This window comes from Enterococcus sp. AZ095a, assembly GCF_050546735.1.
Taxonomy (GTDB): Bacteria; Bacillota; Bacilli; order Lactobacillales; family Enterococcaceae; genus Enterococcus_D; species Enterococcus_D entomosocium.
In genome coordinates this window covers 924,310-942,237 of record NZ_CP172953.1, presented here as the reverse complement: position 1 = coordinate 942,237, position 17,928 = coordinate 924,310, and the positions used below count along the sequence as shown (strand labels likewise).

The window sequence follows — 17,928 nt, the reverse complement described above, 5'->3', positions numbered from 1 at the left end:
GCAGCCGGTGCTTCTTCTACCCCTTGTGCTTCTCCTTGGGCTACTTGTTCCCGTTGAACGTTTTGGCGGATTTCTGCCTTCATAAACAGACGAGTTACTTCATACTCGATGGCTCCAACCATGTTTTCAAACATATTGAATCCTTCTGTTTGGTATTCAACTAACGGATTGTTTTGTCCATAAGCCCGTAACCCAACCGATTGGCGCAATTGATCCATGGCATCGATGTGGTCGGTCCACTTCGTATCAACGACTCGTAAAATCACTACTTTTTCAAATTCCAGTAATTGTTCTGGACTATTAAGTTGTGTTTTCTTTTGTTCAAAGACTTCTTCTGCCCGTTGGTTTAGATAATCTTTAATCTCTTGAGCTGATTTGCCCTTGATGTCTTCAATACTGATGGTATCTTCATGAACAAGTGCATTGGCAGCAAAATCAACGATTCCTTCATAATTCCAATTGCTTTCTTCTAATTGCGTATGACTGTCAACGACACGGCTGATGGAACGTTTCACCATATTCATTAATTGTGGTGAAAGATCCGTTTCTTCCATGATTACTTCTTGACGTTGTCCGTAAATAACTTCCCGCTGTTCTCGCATTACGTCATCGTATTGCAAGACGTTTTTCCGGGTATCGTAGTTATTCCCTTCCACTCGTCTTTGGGCAGATTCTACTTGTTTTGAAAGCATCTTGCTTTGGATCACGGCATCGCCTTCATCGATTTTCATCCGATCTAAGAACACTTTGATTCGTTCAGAACCAAAACGTTTCATTAAATCATCTTCTAGCGACAGGTAAAATTGCGACATCCCTGGATCTCCTTGACGTCCCGCACGTCCCCGCAACTGGTTGTCGATCCGTCGTGATTCGTGACGCTCGGTACCAATAACTGCCAATCCGCCTAGTTCTGCAACACCAAGACCCAACTTGATATCCGTTCCCCGACCAGCCATATTGGTCGCGATCGTTACAGCACCTTTTTGCCCAGCATTCAAAATGATTTCCGCTTCTTTAAAGTGATTCTTGGCATTCAATACTTCATGAGGAACTTTCTCCCGATCAAGCATTGATGATAGTAATTCAGAAGTCTCAACAGCGACCGTCCCTACAAGGACTGGTTGCCCTTTGCGGTGACGCTCTTTGATGTCTTGAACGACTGCTTGGAATTTGCTGGTAAGTGTTGGATAAAGCAAGTCCGCACGATCATCCCGTAAGATCGGTTTGTTCGTAGGAATCTGAATGACTTGCATGTTATAGATTTCTCTAAACTCTTCTTCTTCCGTTTTCGCAGTACCGGTCATCCCAGACAGTTTTTTGTACATCCGGAAATAGTTCTGGAATGTGATCGTCGCCATCGTTTTGGTTTCATCTTCGATCTCGACACTTTCTTTTGCTTCGATCGCTTGATGCAGCCCGTCAGAATAGCGGCGGCCATCCATGATCCGACCTGTAAATTGGTCAACAATCATTACTTTGCCATCTTGCACCACGTAATCAATGTCACGAATCATGATGTAATTCGCCCGCAACGCTTGGTCCAAGTGATGGGTCAATGCGGTGTTTTCGATATCATACAAGTTTTCTAAGCCGAAGGTCTCCTCCGCTTTTTCGATCCCACGTTCTGTCAAGCCGATCGTTTTTGATTGAATATCGATTTTGTAGTCTTCTTCTTCCGTCAAGCGTTTGACGAAATTGTCGACCCGATTGTATAGCGCGGTCGATTTTTCTGCTTGTCCTGAAATGATCAATGGCGTTCTCGCTTCATCGATCAAGATCGAATCGACTTCATCGACAATGGCATAGTTTAATGGACGTTGTACCATTTGATGACGATAAACCACCATGTTGTCCCGCAAATAGTCAAACCCTAATTCATTGTTTGTACTATAAGTGATGTCACAAGCATACGCCGCACGTTTTTCTTCTGCTGATTTTGAGTTGATGTTCAAACCGACTGTCAATCCTAAAAAGTTGTACAGCTCCCCCATCTCAGTCGAGTCACGAGTTGCCAAGTATTCATTGACAGTTACGACGTGGACACCTTGACCGCTCAAAGCATTCAAATAAACAGGTAATGTCGCCGTCAAGGTTTTCCCTTCACCCGTACGCATCTCTGGGATATTCCCATCATGCAAGACGATCCCACCCATTAATTGGACGTGGTAAGGATAAAGGCCCAAAACGCGTTTTGCAGCTTCACGTACTACTGCAAAGGCTTCAGGTAATAATTTATCCAAAGTCTCTCCCTCTTGGAAACGACGACGAAATTCATCGGTTTTCCCGCGTAATTGTTCATCAGATAAAGCGGCCATTTCATCCGCATGTGATTCAACTTGATTCGCAATATGGTCAAGACGTTTTAATTCTTTTTTGTCGTTTTCGATTAATTTTCTAAAAAAATTGGCCATACCTTAATAATTCTCCTTTTACTTCTGCATTATCCTAGCTGGAAACTCTCCTAACTATTTTAGCACTAGTTCACCATAAATGAAATATTTTTCGATAGAACTATCGCATCAATCTTGCGTGATAAACGGATTCTTAACCTTTTTTCACAGATTTTAAAGAAACGAAGGGAAAAAATACGCAACAAGCCATCGATCGGTGCCCAAAGTCCAGCGCACGTCCAAATGACTTGTTGCGAATATTTGCAAATTAGGCCGTTTTAAAACGGGTTTTTATGAAAGCTAAGAAGAGCATCAGCAGCATGCCTAAAGATTGGATCCCAATCATCAAGATGATGTCCGCGCCAATAAATCCTGCCAACATCGCCACCAGAGAGCCTGCCCCCAGTGCATTCAAAATCACGTTGGTACTTTCTTTGAAACTGCTGATCGTCGACAGTCGCGACTTTTTCGTCAGCCAGAGGAAAAACGCTGCGCCCATGACGAGGATACTATTCATTGCCACCAATAAAAATGCCACCGTGATCGTCTGGCTGAAGAAAATCGCCGTCTCGTTGTTGCGATAAAAGCCGTCTTCGATCACTTTCTGAAACGAAGCCGCATCATGCACTTGATCAGGCATCATTTCCGCCGTGTAACGCATCTCATAATGATAGGTTTGTCCATCGATTTCCTCTTTGATGGTCCAGTCTGTTTCACGAAAATTGATGGCATATTTTGCTCTTGAAAGGTCCGCTTCTGAAAGCGCAACACCTATAATGCCCGCTTCTGTTTGCGAAAAGACTTGTGACTCATCCGTTAAAAGTTTGCCATCATCCAGCTGCAGTTCACTGTATTCGGCTGCTGTTTCAGCAGTCATGAGTGTTTTTGCATGGGGGAAAAATGCTGCAAAGGCTTGATCCGTTTGCTTGCTGATCATCAAGGTCAGCGGGATCATCAGCAAGGACATCAAGAAAATATAGACAAACACTTGCTGCCAGCGATTTAATTTTTTACGCCATGCATAGACTTTTGTTGGAGAAAATATGGCCCCAAAGTATGTTAAGGGAAATCGTTGTTCAGACATCCTATCATTCCTATCCTTTTGTTCCGCCCGAGGTCAAACCTGAAACAAAGTATTTTTGTAAGAAGAAAAACAGTGCAGCAATCGGTACGGCGATCAAAATCGCCCCAGCCGCAAAGAGTGCGACCCGTTGATTACGGGCATCGTTGATAAAGGTCTGCAGCCCGACTGCGACGGTCAAACGCTCTTGTGAGCGAAGCAAGAACCGCGCCAGCAAGAATTCGCCGAATGGCCCCATAAAGGCCCACAATGCTTGGACGGCAACCATTGGTTTTACGAGGGGCAAAACGATTTGCCAAAAGATGCGGAAATGCCCTGCACCGTCAAGTTTTGCTGATTCATCCAAGTCGATCGGTACCGTATCAAAGTACCCTTTCATCAGCCAAGTATTCATGGGAATCCCACCACCGATATAGATCAGTGTCAAGAACCAGAAACTATCTAGACCGTTTGCTAATAAGCCCATGACATAAAAAGCGGTCAACGCCGACATCGTTGGCACCATCTGAACGATCAAGAACACCATCAAACTGCTCTTACGACCGGCAAAGCGATAACGACTGTAAGTATACCCTGCCAGTGTTACGATCATTACTTGGATCACCATCGTGGAAACAGCCACGATCAAGGTGTTTTTATACCATGTCAAATAGGGGGTTTCATTGAACAATCGTCGAAAGTTGTTCAATGTCCAATCCGCATCAAAATCCAAGCGAAAGGCGATCATATTCCCTGCCTTGAAGGCTGAGGTTGCGGTAATCAACAAGGGATAGATGATAACGATCGATAAAGCGATCATAAACAAGTAGGTAAATAATTTGCTGAAAGAAAACTTTTTCTTTTTCATCCTCAATCCTCCATATTAAATGCATTCGTCTTTTTAAACACCAGTAATGAAATGGAAATCACCACAAAGGAAATGATCAAGGTCAATGCAGAAGCAATCGAGTATTGTGGCGAGCCGCCCGTCGTCAATTTGTAGATCCATGAAATCAAAATATCCGTCGAACCGGCATTTCCACCTAAACTTCCTGGACCACCTTCGTTAAAGAGATAGATCATGGAGAAGTTATTAAAGTTCCCTGTATATTGCGTAACGAAGGTTGGTGCTGCCACCAAAAAGATCGCCGGTAACGTAATATTGCGAAAACGCTGAATCGCATTTGCTCCATCCATTTTGGCTGCTTCATACAAATCTTCAGAAATGGATTGTAAAATCCCTGAGACCATAACATAAATATATGGAAACCCTAACCAGCCCTGAATCAAAATAATCGCCGTTTTCGTCCAAAACGGATCGGTCTTCCAAGCAATGTTACCAATATCCACAAAGGGCAGATTGTTCAATAGCGGGATCACCTGCGTATTGATCGCTCCTGCGGTATCATTAAACATGTTCGAAAAACTCATGATCGTGATGAACGCTGGCACCGCCCAAGGAAGCAAGAAAATCACCCCGAAGACCCGACGGAACTTCACAAATTTTTGATTGGCAACAACTGCTGTCAGTATTCCTAAGGTAATTTGCAAAGTAGTTGCTAAAACGGTCCAAATCACCGTCCAACTAAACACTTTTACAAAGGTGTCGCGGTAAGAACTTAAGGTGAAGATATTCGTAAAATTCGAAAAACCGATCCAGTCGATTAAGTTTGCTGGCGGAATATGTCGAAAATCATAGTTGGTAAACGCCATGAAGAGTGTCACCATTACCGGAAAAATAATTGCTACGATCATCACCAGATAGGCTGGGATCGTCAATAGATAAGCGAAACCATCCTCATACAATTTATTGAAAAACTCTTTTCTCGTAACTGCCACCGGGAACCCTTTTTCAATACTTTGGCGAACTTGATAGGCATCTTTGATATTTAAAACCCAAAAGATAATGAAAATAACGGTAACGATGACCTGTAGCGTTCCTCCGATCAACAAGAACAAAGAATTGTGTTCCATCGGTACTGATCCCAGTGTGACAAAGTTATATAATGCTTGTCCACCGAACAAAAGCATTTCGCCTAGAAAAATTAGAAAGACCGCAAAAAAGAGTCCCGCTTTAAATTTCTGACCATTTTTGAATTGTCCCACCCCAGGGATGATTGAAAGAAGCGCTGTCTGCATGGCTTTTGAATTCGTCCTCATATGTATCCTCCTTAAAATCGAAAGTCTGCCAAGCGGCCGACGATCCATAGAAATCAATCTCATCAAGCAATTTCTTGCGTGCTACGTTGCAAGGAATCCTTTTGACAAACATCCTCTATAGAATCGTCGACATGAATGACAGACCGTAATCGGCTATTTATTAATATTTCTGCTCAATCGCTTCTTCGATTGTTTTGGCAGCATTGTCCGCTGCTTCTTGAGGAGTCATATTGCCTGAACCTGCATCAAACAGCATGTTTTCAGCCCCTACCCAAACCTCAGACATTTCAGGGATATTTGGCATTGGTTGTGAAACACTGTATTGCTCGATCACTGCTTTTGCTACTGGATCATCAGAAGCAGCAACTGTTTCTTGAGCCATAATGTTTGCTGGAATATCATGACGCATTTCATACAATTTCTCTTGATTAGCTTCGTTTGTTAAATATTCGACAAATTGTTGAGAAACGTCTTTGTTTTGTGAGTAGTTGGAAACAACCCATGCTTTTCCACCACCAAACGTTTCATAATCATTGCCATTGCTCAGCGTTGGGATTTTCGCTACGCCATAGTTAATCCCTGCTTCTTCAAAGCCGTTCACGCCCCATGGTCCGTAAATGATGGCTGCTGTTTTGCCTTGGTTAAAGTAATCTAACATCAAGTTTTCGTTGGCCGATACATCCAGCATTCCTTGCGGCCAGACATTTTGGAACCAATCAGTTGCGTACGTGATTGCTTCAACAGAACCTTCATTGTTGATCCCTAAATCAGATGGATCTGTCCCTTCATCCCCAAAGACATAACCACCATAACCAGCTAATAGACCATACGTATAATAAAAGTCTGTCCAACGAGCTAAGAAACCAACATTGTCATCGCCTTCTGCAAAACGATCATCTTTTGCTAGCTCTTCTAAATCAGAAAAAGTTGCTGGCGCTTCATCGATCAAATCTTTGTTATAGAACATGACAACTGCTTCAATCATTGCTGGTGCGCCATAGATTTTATCATCGATCGTCACTTGTTGCTTGTCTGTATCGCTGTACCGTCCATCATCTGGCAAAGTCATTTCTGCCAAATGCCCTTGCGAGCCTACTTGACCTACACGATCGTAAGGAGACATCGTAACATCTGGACCTTTCCCAGCAGGACCGTCTAGTTGAAGCGCATCCATTTGATCGAACATATCCATTTCTACAACGTTGATGGTAACATCATTTTCAGATTCAAAGTCAGATTTCACTTCATTGATATAATCAATATAGTCTGCGCCTACAGAGACCGTGAGCGTTTTTTCATCGCTACCTGAACCTGCATCTGCATTACTACCATCGGTACTACCGCCGTTGCCGCCACACGCCGCAAGCGCTAACAACGCACTTCCTGAAACTAATCCTAGAGCTGCCTTTTTCCAATTCACTTTCATCCTGTTTACCTCCTGCAATTTGTAACTCCATTATGCAACCGGTTTCTTAAAATGGCAAACCTTTTCTAAATGTTAGCGATAACAAAAATAGAAAAAGCCTTTAAATTAAGATGTCTAGGAATCGAAAAGAAATTGCGCAACCATTTGCTTAATTTTTCATTTTGTGGATTCACGAACCACGAGTTGAGGTAAAAAGCGCTGTTGTCGCTGGCTCGTATCATTATGTTCGATTTTTTGGATCAATAATTCGCCGCAAACTTCCCCCATTTCCACGATGGCTTGCTTCATCGTTGTCAATTTTGGCGAACTTACCTGATCAAGGAATACGCCATCGTAGCCGATGATCCCAAAATCATCTGGCACCTCCACTCCGATCGACTGTAAGCCTTGATTGATGCCTAACGCTAAACGATCTGTGGCACAGATAAAACAAGTGTTTTTCATTAAATGCTCATTCTGCGTTTGGATAAACTTGCGGGCGGCGGAAGATCGGTTGTCAAAACGATAGATTTTTGGTGATTTTCCCGCTTTTGTGACTGTATCTATGTACCCTTTTTCTCGGCTTTTCGTAAACGCTTCTTCCAACTCTAAACCAATATAGACCAATTGTTGATAGCCGGTGTCAATAGCATGTTTGCATGCAGAAACGATTCCTTGGTAGTTGTCACTGTCAACAAAACTGAACCCAGCTTCATTTTCGCCAAATAACACCACAGGCTTTCTTAAATTTCTTATCCAGTCCATGTCCGCCTGGCGAAAGCCCGTAATGATGCAGCCATCTGCTGGACCACGATCCACCCCGTCAGTCGTAACTAGCTGCAAAGAATAGTGTGCTTTACCAATAGAACGAGCGATCCCAACCAATAAGTTCATATAGTAAGGTTCCGTCGTATCCATCTCCTCTAAAATATACACTTTGATGATATGGGAACGCTTGGAAACTAATGATTTGGCAGCAATATTCGGCTGATAATCCAATTCAAGCATCGCTTGATGAACCAGCTGCTTTAACTCTTCAGTTACTTTGTCCGGATGATTGATCACTCGAGAAACGGTCATTGCGGAAACATTTGCTTTTTTAGCAACATCTGCTAGCGTAGTCATGATTCACTCTCCTTGTATTATTTCATCTATAGTATAACATAATAAACCAAAAGAAGAACCAAGACACTCTCTATATAAAAAAGATTCCCAGCCAATTTAACGAGTATAAAAAAACAGAGTAGCTTCTCAGCTACTCTGTCAAAAAAGACTATTTTTTGGGGTGTTGAGAAAAAGGTATCAACACTTGTTAATCGGTTTCGATCAACCCGTATTTGCCATCTTTTCGACGATACACAATGCTCGTTCCATTCGTTTCCGCATCTTCAAAGATAAAGAAGTTGTGTCCAAGCATGTTCATTTGTAAAACAGCTTCTTCACTGTCCATTGGTTTTAAAGACAAACGTTTTGTACGTACGATGTCTAATTCAGAACCATTGTTTTCTTCATCGTTTGCTTCAGTTGTGAACAAATCACCATCTGTTGGCGGAACCAATGCTGTCTCGCGAGATTTGCGGTTGATTTTTGTTTTAAATTTGCGGATTTGGCGTTCCAATTTGTCAACAACCAAATCGATACTAGCATATAGATCAGGTGAGGTTTCTTCCGCACGCAGAACTAAGAATGGTAAAGGAATCGTTACTTCTACTTTTGCTGTTTTTTCAGTATAAACTTTCAAATTAACATGTGCTGTTGCTTCCGGCACATCATTAAAATAACGTTCTAATTTACCTACTTTTTTCTCGACGTAATCACGGATCGCTTCTGTTACCTCGATATTTTCGCCGCGCACATTATATCTAAACATAAAAATTACCCCTTTCGTCTACCAGTAAAGAAGGAAAAGGACCACTCTTTTCTTCTTCTTAACTCTATTATATCGAACTCTTGCTCATTTGCCTAGTAAATCGAACAAATTTCTTTAAGCGTTTTCAAAATAACGATTCAACGGGCAAAGGAAAAGGATCGAATCGACTGGGGGCCAAAGGTCTGCAATGCTTCAGCTGCGTGATATAACGTTCTACCGGTAGTGTAAACATCATCGATCAACAACAGTTTCTTGTTTTTTATTTCAACCGTTGCCTCTGGCTTCACCGCAAAAGGTTGCGCCTCCTCTAATCGTTGCTTGCGAGAACGTTGAGCTTGTGGTGCGGTATCAACCACTTTATCCAGCCATTCTTTCGACTTAACTCCGCCTGCGTCCAGCACAGCGGTCACTTGATTAAACCCTCGCTCCTGGTAACGTTCTGCCGATAGCGGGATGGGTATCAAACAATCGTAATCAAAGTTGTTGATCTTTTGTCTGATGGCAGCAGCAAAGGTCTCTCGCAACTGATAGTTTCCCATTAATTTGTATTCGTGAATCCACTCCTTCATCCCTTGATCGTAAGCGAACAGTGCCCGATGCTGCAAATGGATCATGGGACAGGTTTTCGCCCAAAAGAGACAGTCACTGCAGGAAATGGTATCCTTTTTGCCACATGTTGGGCAGCAGCTTTGCCAATTGATCACTGTAAATCGCTGAGCGCATTGTGGACATAATTCTTTTTCGGGGATGCGCCAAGGAGCCAACAGCTCAATGATCGTTACCTCTCTTGAAAAAAATATTTGGCACCAACTACACTCCATCGGTCAACCAGCTCCTTGCTAATTGGTTCATCTCATTGATTTCTTTGATTGCTTGACGGATTGCTTCTGTCATTTGGTCGTAGAAAAAAATGACTTCCCCTTCTGTAAACGCACCTTTGCGATCGACACGGCCAGCGATTTGTACTAACGCCGATTTTGTAAAGACCGGGTGATTGGCTCCCAGTACCACCACTGAGACATTTTCAAACGTTACACCTCGTTCTAAAATCATCGTTGTAAACAACACCTTGTACACTTGGCTACGTGCCGATTGGACTTTTTCCCTCCGTTTTTCATCTTGTGAAGAAACACTAGTGAGGAGCCATGATGCTTCTTGCCTGCGGACTGCCCCTTCCATTTCCTTCATCAGCTGAATACTTGGACAAAATACCAAGACAAAGTTTTTTTTAACCAACCGCTGCAAGTGCTGTAGCAATGGTCGCAGCCAACGTTTTTTGCGATAAGCCTGCGCCCAGCGGCTATAATGAATAGGTTTCGGAACGATCAGCGGACGCTGATGAAACCGTAGAGGCATTTTTAACACTGCAAATTCCGAATGAATTTCTTGCAACAATCGTTTTGAAGGCGTCGCACTTAAATAGATCAGACACCCGTTTTCTGCCAAGGCATTGTATAATCCGTAACGCAGCTGCGCATCGCCCTCGTAGGGAAATGCATCTATCTCATCCACCACGATCAGTTGAAAGCTGCGATAAAAATGCAGTAGCTGATGAGTGGTGGCAATAAGGATCGTTGTATAACGATAAGGTTCTTCTGATTTCCCATAAAGGAGCAGGCTTTCCTCTTGTGGGAACGCTTGTTGAATCCGGGGGAACAGTTCACGGCAGACATCGATCCGTGGCGAGACGATCGCCACACGACCACCTTCTTGCCGTATGTGGCGGATCGTTTCAAAGATCATCTCGGTCTTCCCTGAACCCGTGACTGACCAAACAAGAGACGATTTCTTTTGTCGACAATTTGCCACTAGTTGCTGAGAAATTTTTTGCTGAAACGAAGTCAACACTCCTGGCCAAACGATCTTGTGATCAAAGGCTGGAAGATCCGTTTGTTGAATTACGAGTTGGCCATCTGATGTGATCCGACCATAGCGAATACAAGTTGGACAGTAATAGCAGCCTATCGGCAATAGAACCGACGGCTTGTGGTGGGAAGAACCGCAACGCTGACAAACGATTCTCTTCCCCTGCTCGAGCATTGCCGGTCGAGAATCAAAAGTTTTTCCTACACTCATTGTTTCATCTAAAACAAAAAATTGTCTTCCTTTTTGATTGGTCATAACATACACCTCAGTTTTAAGTACGCAAAAAAATCGGTTCAAGTACTTTTTGAAAAGTACTTGAACCGATTACAGGTTTCTTGTTTGCTTCAACAGCAGGTCTTGCTTATTCGCCGATCAATGTCAAAGCTTGATCTAAGACTTTTTCGCCGTTCATCATGCCGTAATCTGCCATGTTGATTACTTCTAATGGAATTCCTTTTGGCGCTAGACGTTTCTCGAAATCGCCTTTCATGAAACGAACTTGTGGTCCTAATAGTAAAACGTTTACGTCTTTGCTTTCTAAATGTTGATCTGCTTCTGATGCGGAAACTGCAAAAATATCTGCTTCTAATCCTTTTGCTTCAGCTGCTTTTTGCATTTTTGTTACTAATAAGCTTGTACTCATCCCTGCAGAACAAACTAACATAATTGTTTTTTTCGCCATATCGAACACTCCTTGAATTTTAAGAATAAGATAACATTTCCTATCTCTAGTATAGAACAAGTTTGAAATTTGTCAACGCTTTCTATCCAGCAACCAGTTTGATTTTACTAAACGATTAAAAACGACGTACTCTTTTTTTAAATTGACGAGGACTACCTCGTAGCCGGCATTCAGCCACGCATAAGCCCCATTTTCTGGATGTCGGTAATCATTCGCCCACCAATCGCTACTGGTGCGGGCACTTTTGGGCAAACCGGATGCGGGGAAAAGAAATTCATCAAACTGCGTAAACGTTAAGGTGATTTGCGAACCACCGTTGTTTTTTAAATAGTGAGTGATCGTATCGTACTTTTTGCGTCTACCCAAAGCAACTGCCTCCTCTTTTTAGAGTCTATGTTCGTACCTGTTTCTTTCTTCTATTTGTAACTTTCCTTCCGATTGCCTATACTAGAAATATAAAGGAGGCGATCGTGCGCGTGACTTATCGAACGATTCGACAAGACGGAGAAACAGAAATAGAAATCAAAAAATCGCGTTTCCTCTGTTCATTAAAACGAATTCAATCAGAAGACGAAGCCAAAGCGTTTATTCAAGCCCTCAAGAAAGAGCATTGGAAGGCAAATCATCATTGCAGCGCCTATGTATTAGGTGAAAATCATGAGATCCAGCGCAGCAGTGATGATGGTGAACCGAGCGGCACCGCTGGGGTACCGATTTTAGAAGTGTTAAAGAAAAACGAACTGATCAATGTGATCGCCGTTGTTACCCGCTACTTCGGTGGAACGAAACTGGGTGCTGGTGGATTGATTCGCGCTTATTCAAGTTCGGCCTCTGCTGGAATCAAAGAGGTAGGAATCGTCGAGGGTATTTTGCATCAAGAACTTGCCTTGACCATCGAGTATCCACTTTTAGGCAAGCTCCAAAACTACTTAGAACTGCAGAATATCTATATAAAAGATATTGCTTATACGGAGAAAATCGTTGTCACCTTAATGATTCCTGAAGCAGTACTTGCCGACCAAGAAGCCGCTCTGATCGATTTGCTACAAGGTCAAGTGCAATTGACCAGAGGGACTACCGAATATGTAGAACGCTTGATCGAGCAGTCAACAGAGTAAGCCAGCTTACTAAAGACCTTCCAGTGTGTGCTCTTTTCCTCAAGGAGGACGCTGCCAAGTTTGCTACAACCAATGCAGGAAGCCCAAATATTTGAAAAGCCGAAACGGTCATGCAACCAGCGACGCTACGCAACAGCTGAAACGCTCGTAGGGTCCTTTCGGCTTTTTTGGTCTTTTTGTTGCCAATTGGAATAGACAGGTTATTTTTCCATATAAAATTCAAAACGATTACCAACATATTGGGTGCGCACGTATTCAAATGGTTGACCATCTTCAAATGAAGTGATTTGCCGCATACGTAAAATCGCATCGCCGCGTTTGATTTGTAAGTAATCAGCAATTTGCTCGGAAGCGACCATAGCTGAGATCGTTTGCGAAGCGCCGCCAATTTTCCGCTGTCCTTTTTCTTCCAACACTTTATAGAGGGAAGAGATGATCTCCTCCTTGCTAAAGTCATGAATAAACTTTTCAGGGATACTCGCTACTTCAAAACAGATCGGCACATCATCCGCATACCGAATCCGCTCCATCCGTAAAATCGTTTCGTGACCTTCTAATTGCAGCTTTTCCATCTCACTGGAGCTAGGTGCCGTCAAGAAATAAGCGACCGCTTTGCTGGAAGGCTTACGACCAAGAGAATTCATGATTTCGGTAAAACTCGTCGTGCCCGTCATTTTCTCTTGTACTTTTTGGCGAGCCACATAAGTGCCGGAACCGATTTTACGCTCAAGAATCCCCTCATCTGCTAAGGTTTGGATCGCTTGTCGCAACGTCATGCGACTCACGCCGAATTGTTTCGACAACTCGCGCTCTGAGGGCAGACGATCCCCGATTTTGTATGTATTGTTTTCAATATTGGCTTTAATTTGATCATGAATTTGGATATAAACAGGTAATTTTTCCACCACTACACATTCCTCCGTTCCCCTCCTATTATAACTGGTATATACCTAAATAGCTAATAAAAAAAGCAAAAACTGCTCTGTTTTTCTCAATTTGTGCGAATTCTTTCCCTATTTTATAGGCAGAAGAAAGAAGTTATCACAAAATGTCCAAACAAGAGCAGTCGCTTTTCTTTTAAATTGGTTCGGTCGCTGGCTTGAGAATTTATTCAGCCAACGCTTTATTGGCAGTGGCCATCAACAATCGGATACGATTCAATTGATTGACGATTGAGACACCTGGATCATAATCAATGGCCGCAATGTTCGCCTGCGGGTATTGACGACGTAATTCTTTCATAACACCTTTTCCTACCACATGATTGGGCAGACAGCCAAATGGTTGCAGACAAATGATATTGTTGACATTATTTTCCAATAGATCAATCATCTCACCGGTCAAGAACCAGCCTTCTCCCGTATGATTACCAATGGAAACAATCTCGCTCGCTTGCTCCGCAAGCTGATGGATCGAATGGATACCATCAAAACGCGTTGACGCCCTCAGTGCTTTATCCATCGGTTTTTGGAGCCTCTCAATCGCCATGATCGCAAAATCAGCGATCATTTTACTTTTCTTCGCCATCCCCAAATGCTCGTAGCGCCAAATCTGATTGTAGAGGGAATAATTCATGAAGCCGACAATATCTGGTACGACCGCTTCCGCTCCTTCTGCTTCTAACAGGCGAACGACATCGTTATTGGCAGTCGGTGAATACTTCACTAAAATCTCTCCCACGACACCGACACGCGGCTTCTTGATATCTCTTATCGGCACTTGATCAAAGGCTTGAATGATTTTTTTCATATTTCGATTAAACAGACTGAAGGAGCCATTACGAACGTTTTTGGCAATTTTTTCCAGCCATTCTTGATGGAGCCGATCGACAGCCCCTGCTTCTTGCTCATACGGACGGGTGCGATAAACGACCCGTTCAAAGAGATCTCCGTATAAAAATGCCACCGCCAAACGCTTCATCATCGGTAAGGTAAAGCGAAAGCCCGGATTTGATTCAACCCCAGTGTTGCCCATCGAAATAGATACCACCGGCACTTGTGGAAATCCTGCATCGTTCAGTGCTTTACGTAACAAAGGAATATAGTTCGTTGCACGACATCCGCCGCCCGTCTGAGTCATCAAAACACTGGTATTTTCAACATCATATTTTCCGCTTTGCAATGCTTCTACTAGCTGTCCAATGGAAATGATCGCCGGATAGCACGCATCATTATTGACAAAGCGTAAACCGACATTAACCGCCTCACGATCTTCACTAGGTAGACAGATCACTTGATACCCAGAAGCTTGCAAAGCAACATCGACTAACCCGCTTTGATGGATGGGACTCAACATCGGCAATAAGAGCGTGTGCTGCTTGCGCATCTCTTTGGTAAAAATGATCTTTGCCGGTTCCTCGTATTGCTTTTTAGGTACAAAGTGCTGTTTGTCCCGTTCGTTGACTGCTGCTTTCAAGGAACGCAACCGAATCCGAATTGCCCCAAGGTTTGCTCCCTCATCGATTTTCAACACCGTATATAACTTCCCATACTGCGCCATAATCTCTTCGACTTGATCAGTAGTGACTGCGTCGATCCCGCAACCGAATGAGTTTAATTGAACCAGTTCTAATTGTTTGTTTTTCGCGACCACTCGAGCTGCCGCATACAATCGCGAATGATAGACCCATTGATCCACAACCCTCAGATCGCCGACATTTGCTAAATGAGCAATACTGTCCTCAGTCAATACATGGAAGCCTTCTTGGGTAATGACTTCTGCAATCCCATGGTTGATTTCAGGATCCAAATGATATGGTCTTCCAGATAAAACGATCCCTTTTTGATTGGTCGTCATCAGCATACGTAGCGTTTCTTCTCCCCGTTGCGCAATATCTGTCTTGAACTGATCCAGCTCCTCGAAACCGCTGCGTAGGGCTTGGGCAATTTCTTCTTCTACAAAACCAAAATCTTGAAAAGTACTCGTTAAAGTTTTGACCATTGAGGCTTCATCCGCCAAATTCAAAAACGGACAGCGGTAGTCAACCGCCCCTTCACGAATCGCATCGACGTTATTACGAATCACTTCTGGATAGCTTTGCACAATTGGACAGTTAAAATGATTCTCAGCGGCAGTGTTCTCTAGTCGCTCAAAAATAACACCTGGATAAAAAATCAACGGTACGTTTTGATCAATCAGTGCCTGGATGTGTCCATGGGCTAGTTTGGCTGGGTAACAAACCGTATCACTAGGAATCGTTTCAATCCCTTGCTCATATAGTTCTTTGTTGGAACGTGGCGACAAGGTTACTCGAAACCCTAACTTGGTGAAAAAGGTATGCCAAAGCGGATAATTTTCATAAAGATTCAATACTCTTGGCAGGCCGATTTCGCCATGGACGGCCTCTTTTTTACGTAAGGAACGGTACTTAAACAAGCGGCGATATTTTTCATCCACAAGATTGATTTTGCGGTCTTCTTTCTTGATTTTGATTCGCGCACCACGTTCGCAGCGATTCCCGGTAATAAATTTTCGACCGTCAGAAAAGAGGGTCACCGTCAACAAGCAATTGTTTTCGCATAGACCGCAATTCGTAAATTCTTTTTCTGCTTGGAAATCGGCCATTTCTGCTGGAGACAACAACGTACTAACATCGTCAAGGGCTGCTTCTTCTAAAGCGATCAAGGCGGCACCATATGCCCCCATCAAACCGGCGATCGATGGTCGAACGACTTCACGGCCGCTGATCAATTCAAAAGCGCGCAGAACCGCTTCGTTATAGAAAGTCCCTCCTTGGCAGACGATTTTCTCGCCGAGGTCTTCAGGTCGCCGAACCTTGATGACTTTATAGATAGCATTTTTTATGACCGAGTAAGACAAGCCGGCTGAAATGTCGCCAACAGAAGCCCCTTCTTTTTGGACCTGTTTCACTTTTGAGTTCATAAAGACGGTACAACGCGAACCAAGGTCAACCGGTGCTTGGGCTTTTGTAGCTGCCAACGCAAATTCTTTGACATCCTGATTCATAGATTTGGCAAAAGTCTCAATGAAGGAGCCGCATCCTGAGGAACAGGCTTCATTCAATTGAATCGAAGATAACGCGCCATCTTTAACCGTCATCGCCTTCATGTCTTGTCCACCGATATCTAGGATAAAATCAACCCCCGGCTGGAAATGTTCGGCAGCTTTGTAATGGGCCATCGTTTCCACTTCACCGATATCGACTTTCAGTGCATGTTTGATCAAATGCTCGCCGTAACCTGTGATCGTTGACTTTGCGATGTAAACGTCAGAAGGCATCTGACGATAAAGCTCTTGTAAAACCGCCATCGTTGTCGCTAACGGTTCACCTTCATTATTGCCATAGAAAGAAAACAATAATTCCCCTGCATCATTGATCAAAACCACTTTCGTTGTGGTTGATCCTGCATCGATGCCTAGATAAGCAGCGCCTGTATGCTCAGACAACGCTTTTTCTGTGGCCACCGCTTGAGCATGGCGAGCACGAAAAGCAGTCAATTCCTCCTCGTCTTTAAACAATGGGGCTAATGTATCAGTTGGCGCGAGTTTGCCATCTTCTCCGTTGGCTAAGCGGGCTAATAGCACGGAAAGCTGTTGCTCTTCTTCTGCATACAGTGCAGCCCCCATCGCCACAAACAGTTCTGGGTTCTCGGGAAAAATGATATCTGCTTCTTGCAGGTTCAACGTATCGATAAATCGTTGACGCAATTCCGACATAAACGTCAACGGTCCACCTAGAAAGGCTACCTTGCCTTTGATTTTACGACCAGCAGCCAAGCCAGCAATCGTTTGATTGACCACCGCTTGAAAGATACTCGCCGCAATGTCTGCTTTTGCTGCTCCTTCATTGATCAGCGGCTGCACATCGGTTTTGGCAAAGACGCCACAGCGCGATGCGATCGGATAAAGGGTTTGATAATCTTTGGCTAGTTCATTGACCCCATTGGCATCGGTTTTCAATAAAACTGCCATCTGATCAATAAACGCACCCGTTCCACCGGCACAACTGCCGTTCATTCGCTGCTCCAATGCCCCTTCAAAAAAGGTGATCTTCGCATCTTCGCCGCCTAACTCGATAGCCACATCGGTTTCGGGAATCACTGTCTCAACTGTTTTGGTACAAGCGATGACCTCTTGGACAAATGGGATCCGCAAAACTTCCGCCAGACCCATCCCACCTGATCCGGTAATCGCCAGCGCAAGCGGCTGATCTTCGATCACTTCTTGCGCTTCTCTAATGATTTTTTCCGCTGCTTTCTGGATATCTGCATAGTGCCGTTCATATCTTGAAAAACACGTTTGATTGCCTTCATCTAACAGAACCATCTTGACTGTTGTCGACCCGACATCGATGCCCGCTTTATATTTTTTCATTTGTTGCCTCCATCTAAACAACACTTTGTTGATTATCTAACAA

Annotated in this window: 13 protein-coding genes and 1 pseudogene; 1 reads left to right on the top strand and 13 read right to left on the bottom strand. The window is 43.5% G+C overall.

Annotated elements, in window-relative coordinates:
- Positions 1–26 precede the first annotated feature (26 nt).
- From secA to IGJ26_RS04170, 11 genes and pseudogenes are all read right to left on the bottom strand, one after another.
- A pseudogene (gene secA, locus IGJ26_RS04220) lies at positions 27–2,411 on the bottom strand (preprotein translocase subunit SecA); the annotation flags it as partial.
- 247 nt (positions 2,412–2,658) lie between these two features.
- On the bottom strand, positions 2,659–3,474 hold the full coding sequence (locus IGJ26_RS04215) for a DUF1189 domain-containing protein (RefSeq protein ID WP_086316960.1): 816 nt from the start codon (positions 3,472–3,474) through the stop codon (positions 2,659–2,661).
- 10 nt (positions 3,475–3,484) lie between these two features.
- On the bottom strand, positions 3,485–4,318 hold the full coding sequence (locus IGJ26_RS04210) for a sugar ABC transporter permease (protein WP_005237297.1): 834 nt from the start codon (positions 4,316–4,318) through the stop codon (positions 3,485–3,487).
- A gap of 2 nt (positions 4,319–4,320) precedes the next feature.
- Positions 4,321–5,610 (bottom strand): carbohydrate ABC transporter permease, encoded by a 1,290-nt coding sequence (locus IGJ26_RS04205; protein ID WP_194188528.1) that lies wholly within the window; start codon positions 5,608–5,610, stop codon positions 4,321–4,323.
- A gap of 160 nt (positions 5,611–5,770) precedes the next feature.
- A complete protein-coding gene (locus IGJ26_RS04200; RefSeq protein WP_005237299.1) occupies positions 5,771–7,036 on the bottom strand; it encodes an extracellular solute-binding protein in 1,266 nt (421 codons plus the stop codon).
- Positions 7,037–7,192: 156 nt separating this feature from the next.
- On the bottom strand, positions 7,193–8,140 hold the full coding sequence (locus IGJ26_RS04195; protein ID WP_142437489.1) for a LacI family DNA-binding transcriptional regulator: 948 nt from the start codon (positions 8,138–8,140) through the stop codon (positions 7,193–7,195).
- Between the two features lie 187 nt (positions 8,141–8,327).
- Complete coding sequence (hpf, locus tag IGJ26_RS04190) at positions 8,328–8,885, bottom strand: ribosome hibernation-promoting factor, HPF/YfiA family (protein WP_005237301.1); 558 nt, start codon at positions 8,883–8,885, stop codon at positions 8,328–8,330.
- A 137-nt stretch (positions 8,886–9,022) separates the two neighbouring features.
- The gene (locus IGJ26_RS04185; protein ID WP_194188527.1) at positions 9,023–9,706 is read right to left on the bottom strand and encodes a ComF family protein; all 684 of its coding nucleotides are present in this window, start codon (positions 9,704–9,706) and stop codon (positions 9,023–9,025) included.
- Positions 9,696–11,006 carry a DEAD/DEAH box helicase gene (locus IGJ26_RS04180; protein ID WP_086372686.1) on the bottom strand — a complete coding sequence of 437 codons (1,311 nt, stop codon included), beginning with the start codon at positions 11,004–11,006 and terminating at the stop codon, positions 9,696–9,698. Before IGJ26_RS04180 ends, IGJ26_RS04185 begins: the two co-directional genes overlap by 11 nt.
- 106 nt (positions 11,007–11,112) lie before the next feature.
- The gene (locus tag IGJ26_RS04175; RefSeq protein WP_005228768.1) at positions 11,113–11,433 is read right to left on the bottom strand and encodes a PTS sugar transporter subunit IIB; all 321 of its coding nucleotides are present in this window, start codon (positions 11,431–11,433) and stop codon (positions 11,113–11,115) included.
- Positions 11,434–11,505: 72 nt separating this feature from the next.
- Positions 11,506–11,799, bottom strand: a complete 294-nt coding sequence (locus IGJ26_RS04170) for a DUF7662 domain-containing protein (RefSeq protein WP_005237305.1) — start codon at positions 11,797–11,799, stop codon at positions 11,506–11,508.
- A gap of 110 nt (positions 11,800–11,909) precedes the next feature.
- On the opposite strand from IGJ26_RS04170, the gene IGJ26_RS04165 reads away from it, so the two are divergent.
- The gene (locus tag IGJ26_RS04165; RefSeq protein ID WP_016613813.1) at positions 11,910–12,551 is read left to right on the top strand and encodes a YigZ family protein; all 642 of its coding nucleotides are present in this window, start codon (positions 11,910–11,912) and stop codon (positions 12,549–12,551) included.
- A 200-nt stretch (positions 12,552–12,751) separates the two neighbouring features.
- Here the strand turns inward: IGJ26_RS04165 and IGJ26_RS04160 are convergent, their stop codons facing one another.
- The gene (locus IGJ26_RS04160) at positions 12,752–13,459 is read right to left on the bottom strand and encodes a GntR family transcriptional regulator (RefSeq protein ID WP_005228765.1); all 708 of its coding nucleotides are present in this window, start codon (positions 13,457–13,459) and stop codon (positions 12,752–12,754) included.
- 199 nt (positions 13,460–13,658) lie between these two features.
- Positions 13,659–17,885, bottom strand: coding sequence for a 2-hydroxyacyl-CoA dehydratase (locus IGJ26_RS04155; RefSeq protein ID WP_142437486.1), 4,227 nt, complete (start codon positions 17,883–17,885; stop codon positions 13,659–13,661).
- Positions 17,886–17,928 lie beyond the last annotated feature (43 nt).